Below are 13,633 nucleotides of genomic sequence, written 5' to 3'. Positions count from 1 at the left end.
CCGGCCCGGTTTAGCCCTAGATTTTCAGCCGGTCCGGAATGGGAAGGCCCAGCCGGTCGGGCACCGGCCATTCCTCACGCACCGTCCGCAGCTTCCGGAAGCCGGCCCTGACATAGTTGGGCAGGGCGCGGGGGTGATCGGCCGTGCAGGTATTCACGGTCAGCGCCGCGCAATTCTCGCCCCAGGCGGTCGCGATGGCGTGATGCAGGAACGGCATGCCGACGCCGAGGCCAATCCCCCGCCCCATCAGCCCGAAATAGGCCAGGTTGATGACGGGCCAGGACCGCCGGTCGAGCTCGTAGAAGCCGATCTCGCCTTCCGCGTCCCGCAGCACGCTGATGCTGATCGCCCGGTCGTCCAGAATCTGGTCGAGCTCCCGGTCGGTCAGCGTCCGCCGCAGCCACCAGACGTAGTCGTTGCCCACTTCCGCGTAGAGGTGCCGGTAATGCGGCACGCTGCAGCGCGGAAACAGGCGTTCCACCTCCAGCCCGGGCGGCAGGGCGGGCGCGCGTTCCTTGGGCGCCTCGTCCATCCGCAGGAAGGTCACCTCGACGGCGACCCGCGTGGTGGGTTCGACCAGCCGGATCATGTTTCCAGGAAGCTGCGCAGCTTGCGGGAACGGCTGGGGTGCTTGAGCTTGCGCAGCGCCTTGGCCTCGATCTGGCGGATGCGCTCGCGCGTCACGTTGAACTGCTGGCCGACCTCTTCCAGCGTGTGGTCGGTGTTCATGCCGATGCCGAAGCGCATGCGCAGCACGCGCTCCTCGCGCGGCGTCAGCGAGCCGAGCACGCGGGTCGTGGCCTCGCGCAGGTTGGACTGGATCGCGGCATCCAGCGGGATGATCGCGTTCTTGTCCTCGATGAAGTCGCCGAGGTGGCTGTCCTCCTCGTCGCCGATCGGCGTCTCGAGGGAGATCGGCTCCTTGGCGATCTTCAGGACCTTGCGGACCTTCTCCAGCGGCATGCCGAGCTTCTCGGCCAGTTCCTCCGGCTGAGGCTCCCGGCCGATCTCGTGCAGCATCTGGCGGCTGGTGCGGACCAGCTTATTGATCGTCTCTATCATATGGACCGGGATGCGGATGGTCCGCGCCTGGTCGGCGATGGAGCGCGTGATGGCCTGGCGGATCCACCAGGTCGCATAGGTCGAGAACTTGTAGCCGCGGCGGTACTCGAACTTATCCACGGCCTTCATCAGGCCGATATTGCCCTCCTGGATGAGATCCAGGAACTGCAGGCCGCGGTTCGTGTACTTCTTGGCGATGGAGATCACGAGGCGGAGGTTCGCCTCGATCATTTCCTTCTTCGCCTGGTTCATGTCCCGCTCGCCGGCGGAGACCGTCTTGTAGACGCGGCGGAACTCGCCGACCGGCAGGCCCGTCGCACCGGCGATGGCGCCGATCTCGACGCGGACATGCTCCAGGTCGTCCCGGGACTTGAGCGCGAAGGCCGGCCAGGCCTTGCCCTTCAGCTTCGCCACGCGGTCGATGAAGCCCGGATCCAGCTCGGAGCCGATCCAGTTCTCCAGGAACTCCTCGCGGCGGACCTTCTGGGCCAGCGCCATGCGCAGCACCTGGCCGTCCAGCGTGTTGAGCTTGCGGTTGAGGCCCTTGAGCTGCTCGACCAGCTCCTCGATGCGGTTGTTGTGGAGGTGGACCTTCTCGACCAGCAGCACCAGCTCCTGGCGCGACTTCTCGTAGGTCTTCTCCGAACGGCCCACCAGCTCCTCGCCGGAGGTGTAGGCGTCCATCCGCTTCGAGGAGAGCTTGTTCAGCTTGGTGAAGATGGTCTGGATGGCCTCGAAATTCGCGAGGACCTCCGGCTTCAGCTTCTCTTCCAGCGCGGAGAGCGACAGGCCGACATTCTCGCCTTCCTCGCCTTCCTCGAACTCTTCCGGCTCCGGCGGCGCGCCCTCGGGATTGTCGGCGTTGTTCGTCGCCTCGAGGTCGATCACGTCGCGGAGCAGCATGCGGCCTTCCTTGACCGCGTCATGCCAGGCGACGATGGCCTTGAAGGTGAGCGGGCTCTCGCAGAGCCCGCCGATCATCATGTCGCGGCCGGCCTCGATGCGCTTGGCGATGGCGATCTCGCCCTCGCGGGAGAGCAGCTCCACGCTGCCCATCTCGCGGAGGTACATGCGGACGGGGTCGTCGGTGCGGCCGAGGCTTTCCTCGTCCACATTGCCGCCGGACTCCTCGTCCTCCTTTTCCTCGCCCTCGCCCTCGGCCTTGGCGGTCTTCGCCTCGCCGTCCTCGCTCTCCTCGGCTTCGACGACGTTGATGCCGGCTTCCGAGAGGGAAGAAAGGGTGTCCTCGATGAATTCCGAGCTCACCTGCTCCTGGGGCATCGCGGCGTTCACCTCGTCATAGGTGACGTAGCCGCGCTCCTTGCCCCGGGCGATGAGCTTCTTGACGGCAGCAGAGGTGATATCGAGCAGCACGCCCTCGACCGCTTCCTCGCGGGCCTCGGCCGTCTCGCTGCCATTCGCCGTCTTGCTCGCCATCCGCTGCTCCTTCGTCACGGGGGAGCCCTCCCCCTCTAGCTCACTACTCAATCGTCTCGTTCGGCTCGGCCTCGACCTCACCGCGCCGCAGCGCGTCGAGCGCCTCGGTCAGCCGGATCAGCCGGGTTTGGGTGGCGACGTCGCCCTGAGCCTCAAACGCCTCCCGCGCTGCCCGAGCATCCTCGGCCAGCTCCGCCTCGCCTCGCAGAAAGCCAAAGAACTGCCAGAACGCATCAAGCGCCTCCTTGGGCTGCCCGCCCGGACCCGCCTCCTGAGGCAGGTCGGGAACCTTCAACACCCATTGGCTGGCTGATGCGGCCTCACCGCTCGCGAGGTGGGCGATCAACTCATCCGAGTCAAGGCGTGAAGCCTCTGGAACCCAGGCCAAAAGCGCATTCCTCACCTGCTGTGGCGCTCCTGCCGGTAAATCCAGGAGCAGCAGGGGCTCCTCGATGTCCGCCAGCAGCTCGGGGTGATGGAGGCAGATGGCCAGCAGGATGCGCGCCCGCTTGGCCTGCGCGGCCTCCCGGTCGGGCTCCGGCCGGGGGTGGCGCGGCACGGCCCGGAGGCCCGGGCGCTTGGTGAGGGAAAAGAAGCGGTCCAGCAGGGAGCGGCGGAATTCCGAGGCCAGCGCCTTGTCCGGGATGGTCTGGGCGGCGGCGGAGAGGCGGTTCCGCAGCGCGGCGCGGGCTTCCGGCGCCGTGGGGGCCTTGCCGCCGACGATCAGGCCGAACAGTGCCTCGGACAGCGGCTGCGCCGCCTCCAGCGCCGCCTGGAAGCCCCGCGCGCCGCTCCGGCGGATCAGCGTATCCGGGTCCTCGCCCGCCGGCAGGGTCATGAAGCGGAGCGAGCGCTCGGGCGCCAACAGCGGCAGGGCCAGCTCCGCCGCGCGGGCGGCGGCGCGGGTGCCGGCGGCATCGCCGTCGAAGCAGAGCACCGGCTCCGGGCTGACCTGCCAGAGCGCGTTCAGCTGCTCCTCGGTCAGCGCCGTGCCGAGGGGCGCGACCGCGCCGCCGAAGCCCGCCTGGTGCAGGGCGATCACGTCCATGTAGCCCTCGACGACGAGCAGGCTCGCGCCACGGAACACCCCCTCCCGCGCCAGATCCAGGGCGTAGAGGTTGCGCCGCTTGGAGAAGAGCGCCGTCTCGGGCCCGTTCACGTATTTGGGCTGGCCGTCGCCGAGGATGCGGCCGCCGAAGCTCACGCTGCGCCCGCGGCGGTCGCGGATGGGGAACATCACGCGGTTGAAGAAGAGGTCGACCGCGCGCCCCTCCTCGCGCTCCTGCATGAGCCCGGCCTCGAGCAGCTGGGACTGCTGGATGCCCTCCTCGCGCAGCTCGGCGGCCAGGGCGCCACGCCCCGCGCCGGACCATCCGAGGCCGAACTTGCGGATCGTCTCGTCGGTCAGACCGCGGTTGCGGAGATAGGCCAGCGCCTCCGCGCCCTCGGGCAGGTGGAGCCGCCGGGCATAGGCGGCCTCGGCCGCTTGGAGGACGCCATGCAGGTCCCGGGCGCGGCGGTCGCGGGCCGCGGCCTCGGGCGTGGGCTTGGGGATGTCGAGCCCGGCCTCCCCCGCCAGGCGCTCGACGGCCTCCATGAAGCCGCCGCCCTCGGCGCGCATGACGAAGGCGAAGGCATCCCCGTGCGCGCCGCAGCCGAAGCAGTGGAAGCTGTCCTCGTAGACATAGAAGGAGGGCGACTTCTCGTTGTGGAAGGGGCAGAGGCCCTTCCAGTTGCGGCCGGATTTCGAGAGGCGCACGCGGCGGCCGACAAGGCTCGCCATCGGCGTGCGGACGCGCAGCTCGTCCAGGAAGTTTTGTGGGAGTGCCATGGGGGCTGCGATCCTAGTGGTTCGGAATTCGGTACGGAACCGCGATTTCCCTATATTGAATTTTCAGAAATTACTGAACATACTGACGCTCATGGATCTCCCTCCCGCCACCGCCGCCTTCGTCCTCCATTTCGGCGAGATGGGCTCCCGATGGGGGATCAACCGCACCGTCGGCCAGATCTACGCCCTGCTCTTCCTTTCCGACCGGCCGCTCAACGCCGACGACATCGTGGCCTCGCTCGGCTTCTCCCGCTCCAACGTCTCCATGGGCCTCAAGGAGCTCGAGACCTGGCGGCTCGTGCGGCTGCAGCACCTCCCCGGCGACCGGCGGGAGCATTTCTCCACGCCCGAGGACGTCTGGCAGATCGTCCGCATCCTCGCCGAGGAGCGCCGCAAGCGCGAGATCGACCCCACCCTCACCCTGCTGCGCGACGTCCTGCTGCAGAAGCCCTCGACCGAGGCCGAGCGCCATGCCCAGGGGCGCATGCACAACCTCCATGACGTCATTTCTTTGCTGACGGGATGGGCCAACGACGTGCAGGGTCTCCCGGACGAGCGCCTCATCGCGCTGCTGAAGATGGGGGGCCGCGTCGCCAAGGTCCTGGAGGCGACCGACCGTTTCCAGCAGATCGTCACCGGCAAGGGCCGGCGCCGCGGCAAGGCCGATGCGGCGCCACGCCGCTCGGCGGAGAACGAGAAGAAGAAGGACGCCTGACCATGGACCCGCTCTTGCTTGCCCGCATGCAGTTCGCGGCCAACATCTCCTTCCACATCCTCTTTCCCACCATCACCATCGCCACCGGCTGGTTCCTGCTGTTCTTCAAGCTGCGCTTTGACGCCACGAAGGACAGCGCCTGGATGGACGCCTACCGCTTCTGGGTGAAGGTCTTCGCGCTGAGCTTCGCCATGGGCGTGGTTTCCGGCGTCACCATGAGCTTCCAGTTCGGCACCAACTGGCCGGGCTACATGCAGCATGTCGGCAATATCGCCGGCCCCCTGCTGGCCTATGAGATCATCACGGCCTTCTTCCTCGAGGCCTCCTTCCTCGCCGTCATGCTCTTCGGCTACGGCCGCGTGCCCAACTGGTTCCACACCTTCGCGACCGTGCTGGTCGCCGGCGGGACCACGCTCTCGGCCTTCTGGATCCTGGCGCTGAATTCCTGGATGCAGACGCCGGCCGGCTTCGAGATGCGCGACGGCATCGCCCATGCCGTCGACTGGTGGGCCATCGTCTTCAACCCCTCCATGCCCTACCGCCTGGCGCATATGCTCCTCGCCTCGGGCCTGACCGCCGCCTTCCTGATCGCCGGGCTCTCGGCCCTGCGCTGGCTGCGCGGCGACCGCTCGGCCGGCGTGCTGCGCGCGCTGCGGACCGGCGTGACCGTCGCGGCCGTGCTGGTTCCCGTGCAGATCTTCGTGGGCGACCTGCACGGGCTGAACACGCTGGAACACCAGCCGCAGAAGGTCGCGGCGATGGAAGGCGTCTGGGAGACCGAGCGCGGCGCCGGGCTGCGGCTTTTCGCCATCCCCGACGAGGCGACCCGCAGCAACCGCTTCGAGATCGAGATCCCCAACCTCGCCAGCTGGATCCTGACCCATTCGGCCGATGGCGAGATCCGTGGCCTGAACGAGTTCATCGGCAATCACCCGCCCGTGGCGCCGGTCTTCTTCGCCTTCCGGATCATGGTCGGCATGGGCGTGCTCATGCTGCTCGTCTCCTGGTGGTCGCTGTGGAAGCTGCGCCGCGGCGTCACGCCCTGGATGGCCCGGGCCCTGGCGGCGATGACCTTCTCCGGCTGGGTCGCGACCCTGGCCGGCTGGTACGTCACCGAGATCGGCCGCCAGCCCTGGCTCGTCACCGGCGTGCTGCGCACCCATGACGCGGTGGGCCCCACCCCGGCCGGGACCGTGCTGAGCTCGCTGATCATGTACCTGCTGCTCTATGGCGGCCTGCTGATCGCCTATGTGCTGACGCTGATGCACCTGGCCAAGCGGCCCGCCTCCCCCGAGCCGGAGGAGCTCGGCCCCTCCGATCCCCTCAAGCCCCTGGTCGCGGAGTAACCGAGATGGAACTCCTTCCCGAAGGCGCCTGGCTGCCCATCACCTTCGCGGTGCTGATGGCCGTCTCCATGCTGCTCTACGCCGTACTCGACGGCTTCGACCTCGGCGTCGGCGTCCTGCTGCGCTCCACCTCGGACGAGGCGACGCGCGACCGGATGATCGCGAGCATCGGTCCGTTCTGGGACGCGAACGAAACCTGGCTCGTGCTCGGCGTCGGCATCCTGCTCGTGGCCTTCCCGGCCGCGCATGGCCTCATCCTGACGGCGCTCTACGTTCCCGTGGCGCTGATGCTGATGGGGCTGATCCTGCGCGGCGTGGCCTTCGAGTTCCGCGTCAAGGCGCCCGCAGCCCAGAAGCCGCGCTGGGACATGGTCTTCCAGGGCAGCTCCATCCTGGCGGCCTTCAGCCAGGGCTGGATGCTCGGCTCCTATATCCTGGGCTTCGCGCCGGGCTGGATGCCGCTGGCCTTCGCCCTGCTCACCGGCCTTTTCACCGTCGCGGGCTATACGCTGATCGGCGCCTGCTGGCTGATCTGGCGCACCGAGGGGGAACTGCAGCTGATGGCCGCGCGCTGGGCCCGCCGCGCCCTCTACGCCACCTGGGCGGGCGTGATCGCGGTGAGCGCGGCCACGCCGCTGGCCAGCCCGCGCATCTTCGAGCGCTGGTTCGGCCTGCCGCAGATCTTCGGCCTCGCCCCCATCCCGCTGGCGAGCGGCGCGCTCTTCCTGCTGCTGCACATCTTCCTCAAGCGCTACCCGCGGCCCGACCATTCGCTGGACTGGGTGCCCTTCGCCTCCACCGCGACGATCTTCGTGCTGTGCTTCCAGGGGCTGGCCTATAGCTTCTGGCCCTATGTCGTGCCCGGGCGCATGACGATTTTCGAGGCGGCGAGCGCGCCGGAATCGCTGATCATCATCCTGGTCGGCGCGCTGGCGGTGCTGCCCCTGATCGGCGTCTACACCTTCTTCATCTGGCGCATCTTCGGCGGCAAGGCACGGGAGCTGAAGTACTATTGAGCCTGCCGAGACGCGCCTTCCTGGCCGGGGCCGCGGGCCTCTCGGCCTGCGCCACCCTGCCCGAGCCCGCCGCCTGCACGGCCGCAACCGGCCATCCGGCGATCTGGGTGGTCGAGCGGTCCTGGCATACGGAGATCGGCATCCCGGCCGCCGCGATGGGATCCTTCGCGACGGTCTTCCCCGGCGCGGCCGCCCTGATGTTCGGCTTCGGCAAGCGGAACTTCATGATTTCGCCGGCGCGGGGCTTCGCCGAATGGCTCGCCGGCCCTTTTCCGGGCCCGGCGGTCATGCAGGTCACCGCGCTCAACGTCCTGCCGCCCGAAGCCTTCGACGCCCCGATGATCGCGCTCCCTGCGACATCGGCGGCGCTGGAGGGGCTGGTGGCCGCCCTTTGGCGCAGTTTCGCGCCCGGCCCGCAGGGAGAGCCGGTCTTCCTCAACCTTGTCCAGGGCAGCGCCTTCTACGAGGCGGCGCGCGGCTACAGCCTCGCCTACACCTGCAATGCCTGGACGGCCGAGATGCTGACGGCGGCGGGCTTCCCGGTCCATGCCGAGCCCGCCATGCTGCCTGGCGCCGTGATGCGCCAGCTTCTTCCCTTGGCCGGGACCTGCCGCCCGCGCGGCCCGGTCAACCCGGCCCGATCGGCGGCCGCCTGATCAGCAGGGCGGCGTCCGGCCGTCGACGCAACGGACGCTCGCGCCCGGCGGGATGGGGCTGCCGGCCGGCAGGATGATGACCTCGCGGCTGGGCGATCCGCCGCCACCGAAGCTCGGGCTGCACGCGGTGACCAGGAGCGCCCCGCCGGTGAGGGTGAGGACGCTCAGCGCGAGACGGCCAAAATGCATCATGAAGACGGTTCCCGGAATCGACGGTGACGAAAGCAGCAGGCGCCGACCATGCCACGCGTCATCGGCCTGTGCCAGAGAAGGTCGACCACCATCTCGATTGCCAAGGCGCGCCCACGGGTCTAATCGGCGCCGCATGAAACCCGCCGAAATCCAGGCCGTCCAGGCCCATCTCCGCCGCCTGCTGGGCAGCCCGAACCTCATGATCCGCGCCGCGCAGACGCGCAACGGCCCCGTCGAAGTCCTGGCCGGCGCGGAGACCATCGGCACCGTCGACCGCGATGCCGAGGATGGCGAGGTGGCCTACCACGTCACCATCACGGTGCTCGCCGAGGACCTGCCCCTCCAGTAAGCCGCGAGGCCCGGCGGTCGCAGGACCGCCGGGCCCGCCCTTCCGGGCGCGCCGCTCAGCCGCCGAGCGCCGCCTTCACCGCCGGACCGGCCTTGGCCATGTCCAGGCTCGCGGCGTGCTTCGCCTTCAGCGCGGCCATCACCTTGCCCATGTCCTTGATCGTCGTCGCGCCCGTCTCCGCCACGGCGGCGGCGACGGCCGCCTGCAGCCCGGCCTCGTCCATCTGGGCCGGCAGGAAGCTCTCGATCACGACGATCTCGGCCTCCTCCTTCGCCGCCAGCTCCTCGCGGCCGCCCTGGCGGTAGAGCTCGACGGATTCGCGGCGCGACTTCGCCATGCCGCGCAGCATCGCGATGATGGCGGGCTCATCGACCGGCGGGCCGGGGCGGGCGGCGATGTCCACGTCCTTCAACTTGGCCGTGATCAGGCGGAGCGTGCCGGTGGTGGCGGCGTCGCGGGCCAGCATCGCGGTCTTCAGCTCGGTGGTGAAACGGCTCCGCAGATCCATCGTCTGAATTCCTTGCATCGTGATTCTGGAGGGAATTTCCCAGACCAGTTGAGTCTTGCTTGAACTGGGAAAAGATTTCCCACATAGTCTAGCCCATGCGCAGTGTGGAAGACATCCTCGCCCTCCTGGGCGGGGCCGAGGCCGCCGCCGGCCAGCTGAAGGTCGGGACCGAGGCCGTCCGGAAATGGCGGCAGTCCCGCTCCATCCCGGCCAAGCATTGGCCCGTCATCCTCGCCGCCACCGGCCTGTCCCTCGCCGACCTCACCTCGGCGCCCACCGGCGCGACCGCCCCTTCTCAGGACACGACCATGCCGAACCTTCCGCCCGATGGCGCCACCGCCTGCCTCGTGCTCGACGACGGCTCGGTCTTCTGGGGGCTGGGCATCGGCGCCCACGGCACCCAGGTCGCCGAGATCTGCTTCAACACGGCCATGACCGGCTACCAGGAGACGCTGACCGACCCCTCCTATGCCGGGCAGATCATCAACTTCACCTTCCCGCATATCGGCAACGTCGGCACCAATGTCGAGGACATGGAAGGCGCCACGCCCGCCGCGCGCGGCCTGATCATCAAGCAGGATGTCACCGAGCCCGCGAATTACCGCGCGACCCTGCACCTCCAGGAATTCCTGAAGCGCCACAACATCCCGGGCATCTCCGGGGTCGACACGCGCGCCCTGACCGCCCGCATCCGCGACGGCGGCGCGCCCAACGGCGTGCTGAGCTTCCCCGCCGATGGCCGCTTCGACGTCGACGCCCTGCTGGCGCAGGCCAAGGCCTGGCCCGGCCTCGAGGGCATGGACCTCGCCAAGGAGGTCACCGCCCGCCAGTCCTACCAGTGGGACGAGACCGTCTGGTCCTGGGGCAAGGGCTTCGGCAAGCAGACCGCGCCGACCCACAAGGTCGTCGCCATCGATTTCGGCGCCAAGCGCAACATCCTGCGCTGCCTCGCCGATGCCGGCTGCGCCGTGACCGTGCTGCCGGCGACGGCGACGGCCGAGGAGATCCTGCGCGAGAAGCCGGACGGCGTCTTCCTCTCCAACGGCCCCGGCGACCCGGCGGCGACCGCCGTCTACGCCGTGCCCGCCATCCAGGGCGTGCTCGAGGCCGAGGTGCCGATCTTCGGCATCTGCCTCGGCCACCAGCTGCTGGCCCGGGCGCTCGGCGCGCAGACCTACAAGCTGGAGCGCGGCCATCGCGGCGCGAACCAGCCCGTGCAGGACCTTACGACCGGCAAGGTCGAGATCACCAGCCAGAACCATGGCTTCGCCGTCGACGCGAAGTCCCTGCCCGCCGGCGTGGAGGTGACGCATGTCAGCCTCTTCGACGGCAGCAACGAGGGCATCGCGGCCCCCGCGAAGCACGCCTTCTCCGTGCAGTACCACCCCGAGGCCAGCCCTGGCCCGAGCGATAGCCACTACCTGTTCCACCGTTTCGTGGGGATGATGGACAAGGCGCAGGGGAAGAACCCCGCCGCCTGATACAGGGAAGGATACGCGGATGTTCGATCTCAGCGGGCGCGTCGCGCTCGTCACCGGCGGAAATGGCGGCATTGGCCTCGGCCTGGCCAGGGGCCTCGCGGCCTGTGGCGCACGCGTCGTCATCACCGGCCGGGACCACGAGAAGAACGCCGCGGCGCTGAAGGCGCTGGGCGGCGACGCCCATGCCATCGCGGCCGACCTGGCCCAGCCCGGCGAGACCGACCGCGTGCTGGCCGAGACGCTGGCGCTGGGCGGCGGCCTCGCCATCCTGGTGAACAATGCTGGCACCAATCTCCGCGTCCCGCCGCACGAGGTAACGGACGAGCAGTGGAACACGGTGCTCGAGATCAACCTCAACAGCGTGATGCGCCTCACCCGCGCCGCCTATCCGGCGCTGAAGGCCAGCGGCCATGGGCGCGTGATCAGCACGGGCTCCATGCTCTCCATCTTCGGCATGGAGTTCTCGCCGGCCTATGGCGCCAGCAAGGGCGCGATCGTGCAGTACACCAAGTCGATCGCGGTGGCCTGGGCGAAGGACGGCATCACCGCCAACGCCATCCTGCCCGGCTGGATCGACACCGAGCTCACGCGCCGCGCGCGCCAGTATTCCAGCCCCCTGCACGACAACGTGCTGCGCCGGACCCCCGTGGGCCGCTGGGGCGACCCTTCCGACTTCCTCGGCATCGCGGCCTTCCTGGCCAGCGATGAGGCGGCCTACGTCACCGGGACGGCGATCCCGATCGACGGCGGCTTCTCCACGCAGGGATGAACGCCCGGCCGACATTCCTGTGGGGCGCGGCCGGCGCCGCGCTGGCGGTGCTCGCGATCGGCGCGGCATGGCCCCAGCAGGGATTCGGCTGCGGCACGCCCTTCCTGCAAAGCGAGAGCCCGGATGGCCGTCACAGCGTGACCGTCTGCCGCCAGCCCCGGCTCTTCGCCATGCCGGGCCAGGGCGGCGACGCCCCGGCCCTGGTCGTGCTGCGCGATGCGGGCGGCACCATCGAGGGGGCGGTGCAGCTCTCCATGCTCGGCGAGATCGGCCATCCGCTCGAATGGACGCCGGACCGCGCGCGGCTTCCCCTGGCCGCGGAATTCGATCTGAACGAGGCAGGGACGTCCCTGCCCCGCTGGCTCGCCAATGCGGCGTGGCGCTGGCGTTCATGGCTGGGCCTGCTGCCCGGCAGTTCGGAGTTCCGCTGATGCCCGCGACCGAAACCCTGCTGCTTTTCGCCGCCCTCTCCCTCGGCATGGTGCTCACGCCGGGGCCGAACATGGTCTATCTCGTCAGCCGCTCCATCGCGCAGGGGCGTCTGGCCGGGCTGCTCTCGCTCATCGGCGTGGCGCTGGGCTTCGTCTTCTACATGCTCTGCGCGGCGCTTGGCATCACGGCCTTCCTGGCCACGGTGCCGCTGGCCTATGACGCGATCCGCTTCGCCGGCGCGGCCTATCTCCTGTACCTCGCCTGGCAGGCCTTCACCGGCCGCGCCGCGCCCTTCGCGCCCCGCAACCTGCCGCCGCATGACGGGCGGCGCCTCGTCGCGATGGGCCTGCTGACCAACCTGCTCAACCCCAAGATCGCGGTGATGTACCTGTCGCTGCTGCCGCAGTTCATCGACCCGGCGCGCGGCGGCGTCTTCGGGCAGGCCGCGGCCCTGGGCCTCGTGCAGATCTGCGTGAGCGTCGCGGTGAATGCCGCGATCGTGATGGCGGCGGCACATGTCGCGGCCTTTCTCGCCGGCCGCCCCCTCTTCGCCCGGATCCAGCGCTGGCTGATGGGGACGGTGCTGGCCGGCCTCGCGGCGCGCATGGCCACGGAGGCCCGGCCCTGATGCCCTCGATCGAAGCCCTGCTGGTCTTCTCGGCGCTCGCGGTCGGCCTCGCGGTCACGCCGGGGCCGAACATGATCTACCTGGTCAGCCGCGCCCTGGCGCAGGGGACCCGGGCCGGCATGATCTCGCTGGCCGGCTGCGCGCTCGGCTCGGCCGCAATCATGCTCTGCGCCGCGGCCGGGATCACGGCGGCGCTGGTCGCCGTGCCCTATGCCTGGGACGCGCTGAGGATCGGCGGCGCCGCCTATCTGGCCTGGCTCGCCTGGCAGTGCCTGAAGCCCGGTGCCGAGCCCATCTTCGCGCCGCGCAGCCTGCCGCGCGAGTCGAATGGGAAGCTCTTCGCGGTGGGCTTCGCCACCGCCGCGCTCAACCCCAAGGTCGCGCTCTTCTACATGGCGGTGCTGCCGCCCTTCATCGACGCTTCCGCCGGCAACGTGCTGGTGCAGGGCGCGGTCCTGGGCGGGCTGCAGGTCGCGATCGGCGTCGTCTTCGACGCGCTGCTGGTCTATGGCGCGGCCGGCGCCGCCCGCTTCCTCGCCACGCGGCCGGCCTGGCTCGCCGCGCAGCGCTACGTGCTGGGCGTGGCCCTGGCGCTCATCGCGGCCAAGCTCGCCTTCGGCGACAGCTTCCGCGGGGTGCGCGGCTGATGGCTGCCGCCTTCGCCTGGTTCGGCGGGGTCGTCGTCGCGATCCTGGTCGCGATCGTGCTGACCACCGCGCTGCGCCGCATCATTCCGGGGCTGGAGGCCGCGCTCGGCCTCTCCATGCTCCTCATGGGCTCGGCGCTGCATGTCTCCGGCCTCTTCGCCGGGACCGGCCCCTGGCCGGTGGTCATCCTCGTGGCGGTGAGCCACGCCATCGCCGGAACAGCGATGTGGCAGCGCCAGAAGCTGCGCGGATCATGAGCGATGTCAGGATCAACCTGGATCCGCTGTTCTATGGCAGCGCCATCGGCCTGCTGGTGGCGCTACTCGGCACGCCGGCCCTGTGGCGCCTGCTGCGCGGCGTGCCGCCTGCGGGGCGCGCCCTGGCCGTACCCCCTTTGGCCGTGAACCTCGCCTGCATCGGCCTCGCCGGGCTGCTCGCCCTGCCCTTCGTCTTCTACGCCTCCAGCCTCACCGAGACGGTGCTCTTCGCCGCCCTCGCCTCCGGCGCGCTGCAAGGCGCCCTCTTCCTCATCCTTCTTCTCTTCTCGCCCAAAAGGCCCTGAAC

At 69.6% G+C, this 13,633-nt stretch carries 17 protein-coding genes; 12 read left to right on the top strand and 5 right to left on the bottom strand.

The window, feature by feature from the left end; all coding sequences use genetic code 11:
- Nucleotides 1-16 precede the first annotated feature (16 nt).
- From KHU32_RS08525 to dnaG, 3 genes are read right to left on the bottom strand one after another with little or no spacing between them, the layout of a single operon-like run.
- A complete protein-coding gene (locus KHU32_RS08525) occupies nucleotides 17-589 on the bottom strand; it encodes a GNAT family N-acetyltransferase (RefSeq protein ID WP_213669560.1) in 573 nt (190 codons plus the stop codon).
- Nucleotides 586-2,499, bottom strand: coding sequence for an RNA polymerase sigma factor RpoD (gene rpoD, locus KHU32_RS08520; RefSeq protein WP_213669719.1), 1,914 nt, complete (start codon nucleotides 2,497-2,499; stop codon nucleotides 586-588). The genes KHU32_RS08525 and rpoD overlap by 4 nt, the downstream gene beginning before the upstream one ends.
- 43 nt (nucleotides 2,500-2,542) lie before the next feature.
- Entirely contained in the window at nucleotides 2,543-4,330 is a 1,788-nt protein-coding gene (gene dnaG, locus KHU32_RS08515) for a DNA primase (RefSeq protein ID WP_213669559.1), read from the bottom strand.
- 91 nt (nucleotides 4,331-4,421) lie between these two features.
- On the opposite strand from dnaG, the gene KHU32_RS08510 reads away from it, so the two are divergent.
- The 4 genes from KHU32_RS08510 to KHU32_RS08495 are packed head-to-tail and all read left to right on the top strand — an operon-like array spanning nucleotide 4,422 to nucleotide 8,063.
- On the top strand, nucleotides 4,422-5,045 hold the full coding sequence (locus tag KHU32_RS08510) for a GbsR/MarR family transcriptional regulator (protein ID WP_213669558.1): 624 nt from the start codon (nucleotides 4,422-4,424) through the stop codon (nucleotides 5,043-5,045).
- A 2-nt stretch (nucleotides 5,046-5,047) separates the two neighbouring features.
- Nucleotides 5,048-6,391, top strand: a complete 1,344-nt coding sequence (locus KHU32_RS08505) for a cytochrome ubiquinol oxidase subunit I (protein ID WP_213669557.1) — start codon at nucleotides 5,048-5,050, stop codon at nucleotides 6,389-6,391.
- 5 nt (nucleotides 6,392-6,396) lie between these two features.
- On the top strand, nucleotides 6,397-7,407 hold the full coding sequence (locus KHU32_RS08500; protein WP_213669556.1) for a cytochrome d ubiquinol oxidase subunit II: 1,011 nt from the start codon (nucleotides 6,397-6,399) through the stop codon (nucleotides 7,405-7,407).
- The gene (locus KHU32_RS08495; RefSeq protein WP_213669555.1) at nucleotides 7,404-8,063 is read left to right on the top strand and encodes a DUF2459 domain-containing protein; all 660 of its coding nucleotides are present in this window, start codon (nucleotides 7,404-7,406) and stop codon (nucleotides 8,061-8,063) included. The genes KHU32_RS08500 and KHU32_RS08495 overlap by 4 nt, the downstream gene beginning before the upstream one ends.
- On the opposite strand, the gene KHU32_RS08490 is transcribed toward KHU32_RS08495, so the two are convergent.
- The gene (locus tag KHU32_RS08490; protein WP_213669554.1) at nucleotides 8,064-8,255 is read right to left on the bottom strand and encodes a hypothetical protein; all 192 of its coding nucleotides are present in this window, start codon (nucleotides 8,253-8,255) and stop codon (nucleotides 8,064-8,066) included.
- 133 nt (nucleotides 8,256-8,388) lie between these two features.
- Here KHU32_RS08490 and KHU32_RS08485 point away from each other — a divergent pair, with 133 nt between their 5' ends.
- Entirely contained in the window at nucleotides 8,389-8,604 is a 216-nt protein-coding gene (locus tag KHU32_RS08485; RefSeq protein ID WP_213669553.1) for a DUF3126 family protein, read from the top strand.
- Between the two features lie 55 nt (nucleotides 8,605-8,659).
- Here the strand turns inward: KHU32_RS08485 and KHU32_RS08480 are convergent, their stop codons facing one another.
- A complete protein-coding gene (locus tag KHU32_RS08480) occupies nucleotides 8,660-9,112 on the bottom strand; it encodes a GatB/YqeY domain-containing protein (RefSeq protein WP_213669552.1) in 453 nt (150 codons plus the stop codon).
- 95 nt (nucleotides 9,113-9,207) lie between these two features.
- Here KHU32_RS08480 and carA point away from each other — a divergent pair, with 95 nt between their 5' ends.
- From carA to KHU32_RS08445, 7 genes are read left to right on the top strand one after another with little or no spacing between them, the layout of a single operon-like run.
- A complete protein-coding gene (gene carA / locus KHU32_RS08475; RefSeq protein ID WP_213669551.1) occupies nucleotides 9,208-10,593 on the top strand; it encodes a glutamine-hydrolyzing carbamoyl-phosphate synthase small subunit in 1,386 nt (461 codons plus the stop codon).
- 19 nt (nucleotides 10,594-10,612) lie between these two features.
- Entirely contained in the window at nucleotides 10,613-11,362 is a 750-nt protein-coding gene (locus KHU32_RS08470) for an SDR family NAD(P)-dependent oxidoreductase (protein ID WP_213669550.1), read from the top strand.
- Nucleotides 11,359-11,793 carry a hypothetical protein gene (locus KHU32_RS08465; RefSeq protein ID WP_213669549.1) on the top strand — a complete coding sequence of 145 codons (435 nt, stop codon included), beginning with the start codon at nucleotides 11,359-11,361 and terminating at the stop codon, nucleotides 11,791-11,793. The genes KHU32_RS08470 and KHU32_RS08465 overlap by 4 nt, the downstream gene beginning before the upstream one ends.
- Nucleotides 11,793-12,422, top strand: coding sequence for a LysE family translocator (locus tag KHU32_RS08460; RefSeq protein WP_213669548.1), 630 nt, complete (start codon nucleotides 11,793-11,795; stop codon nucleotides 12,420-12,422). The genes KHU32_RS08465 and KHU32_RS08460 overlap by 1 nt, the downstream gene beginning before the upstream one ends.
- The gene (locus tag KHU32_RS08455) at nucleotides 12,422-13,069 is read left to right on the top strand and encodes a LysE family translocator (protein WP_213669547.1); all 648 of its coding nucleotides are present in this window, start codon (nucleotides 12,422-12,424) and stop codon (nucleotides 13,067-13,069) included. The genes KHU32_RS08460 and KHU32_RS08455 overlap by 1 nt, the downstream gene beginning before the upstream one ends.
- Complete coding sequence (locus KHU32_RS08450; RefSeq protein WP_213669546.1) at nucleotides 13,069-13,326, top strand: hypothetical protein; 258 nt, start codon at nucleotides 13,069-13,071, stop codon at nucleotides 13,324-13,326. The genes KHU32_RS08455 and KHU32_RS08450 overlap by 1 nt, the downstream gene beginning before the upstream one ends.
- Nucleotides 13,323-13,631: a hypothetical protein gene (locus tag KHU32_RS08445; protein WP_213669545.1), complete on the top strand. Its 309-nt coding sequence runs from the start codon at nucleotides 13,323-13,325 to the stop codon at nucleotides 13,629-13,631. The genes KHU32_RS08450 and KHU32_RS08445 overlap by 4 nt, the downstream gene beginning before the upstream one ends.
- The last annotated feature ends 2 nt before the right edge of the window (nucleotides 13,632-13,633 follow it).

The organism is Roseococcus pinisoli (genome assembly GCF_018413645.1).
Lineage (GTDB): Bacteria > Pseudomonadota > Alphaproteobacteria > Acetobacterales > Acetobacteraceae > Roseococcus > Roseococcus pinisoli.
The sequence above is the reverse complement of the archived record's forward strand: the minus strand, read 5'-3'. Positions and strand labels throughout refer to the sequence as shown.

Excerpts from the sequence above, each read along its gene's own strand:
- KHU32_RS08525 (WP_213669560.1), bottom strand. The coding sequence starts at position 589 with ATGATCCGGCTGGTCGAACCCACCACGCGGGTCGCCGTCGAGGTGACC.
- rpoD (WP_213669719.1), bottom strand. The coding sequence starts at position 2,499 with ATGGCGAGCAAGACGGCGAATGGCAGCGAGACGGCCGAGGCCCGCGAG.
- dnaG (WP_213669559.1), bottom strand. The coding sequence starts at position 4,330 with ATGGCACTCCCACAAAACTTCCTGGACGAGCTGCGCGTCCGCACGCCG.
- KHU32_RS08510 (WP_213669558.1), top strand. The coding sequence starts at position 4,422 with ATGGATCTCCCTCCCGCCACCGCCGCCTTCGTCCTCCATTTCGGCGAG.
- KHU32_RS08505 (WP_213669557.1), top strand. The coding sequence starts at position 5,048 with ATGGACCCGCTCTTGCTTGCCCGCATGCAGTTCGCGGCCAACATCTCC.
- KHU32_RS08500 (WP_213669556.1), top strand. The coding sequence starts at position 6,397 with ATGGAACTCCTTCCCGAAGGCGCCTGGCTGCCCATCACCTTCGCGGTG.
- KHU32_RS08490 (WP_213669554.1), bottom strand. The coding sequence starts at position 8,255 with ATGATGCATTTTGGCCGTCTCGCGCTGAGCGTCCTCACCCTCACCGGC.
- KHU32_RS08485 (WP_213669553.1), top strand. The coding sequence starts at position 8,389 with ATGAAACCCGCCGAAATCCAGGCCGTCCAGGCCCATCTCCGCCGCCTG.
- KHU32_RS08480 (WP_213669552.1), bottom strand. The coding sequence starts at position 9,112 with ATGGATCTGCGGAGCCGTTTCACCACCGAGCTGAAGACCGCGATGCTG.
- carA (WP_213669551.1), top strand. The coding sequence starts at position 9,208 with ATGCGCAGTGTGGAAGACATCCTCGCCCTCCTGGGCGGGGCCGAGGCC.
- KHU32_RS08470 (WP_213669550.1), top strand. The coding sequence starts at position 10,613 with ATGTTCGATCTCAGCGGGCGCGTCGCGCTCGTCACCGGCGGAAATGGC.
- KHU32_RS08465 (WP_213669549.1), top strand. The coding sequence starts at position 11,359 with ATGAACGCCCGGCCGACATTCCTGTGGGGCGCGGCCGGCGCCGCGCTG.
- KHU32_RS08460 (WP_213669548.1), top strand. The coding sequence starts at position 11,793 with ATGCCCGCGACCGAAACCCTGCTGCTTTTCGCCGCCCTCTCCCTCGGC.
- KHU32_RS08455 (WP_213669547.1), top strand. The coding sequence starts at position 12,422 with ATGCCCTCGATCGAAGCCCTGCTGGTCTTCTCGGCGCTCGCGGTCGGC.
- KHU32_RS08450 (WP_213669546.1), top strand. The coding sequence starts at position 13,069 with ATGGCTGCCGCCTTCGCCTGGTTCGGCGGGGTCGTCGTCGCGATCCTG.
- KHU32_RS08445 (WP_213669545.1), top strand. The coding sequence starts at position 13,323 with ATGAGCGATGTCAGGATCAACCTGGATCCGCTGTTCTATGGCAGCGCC.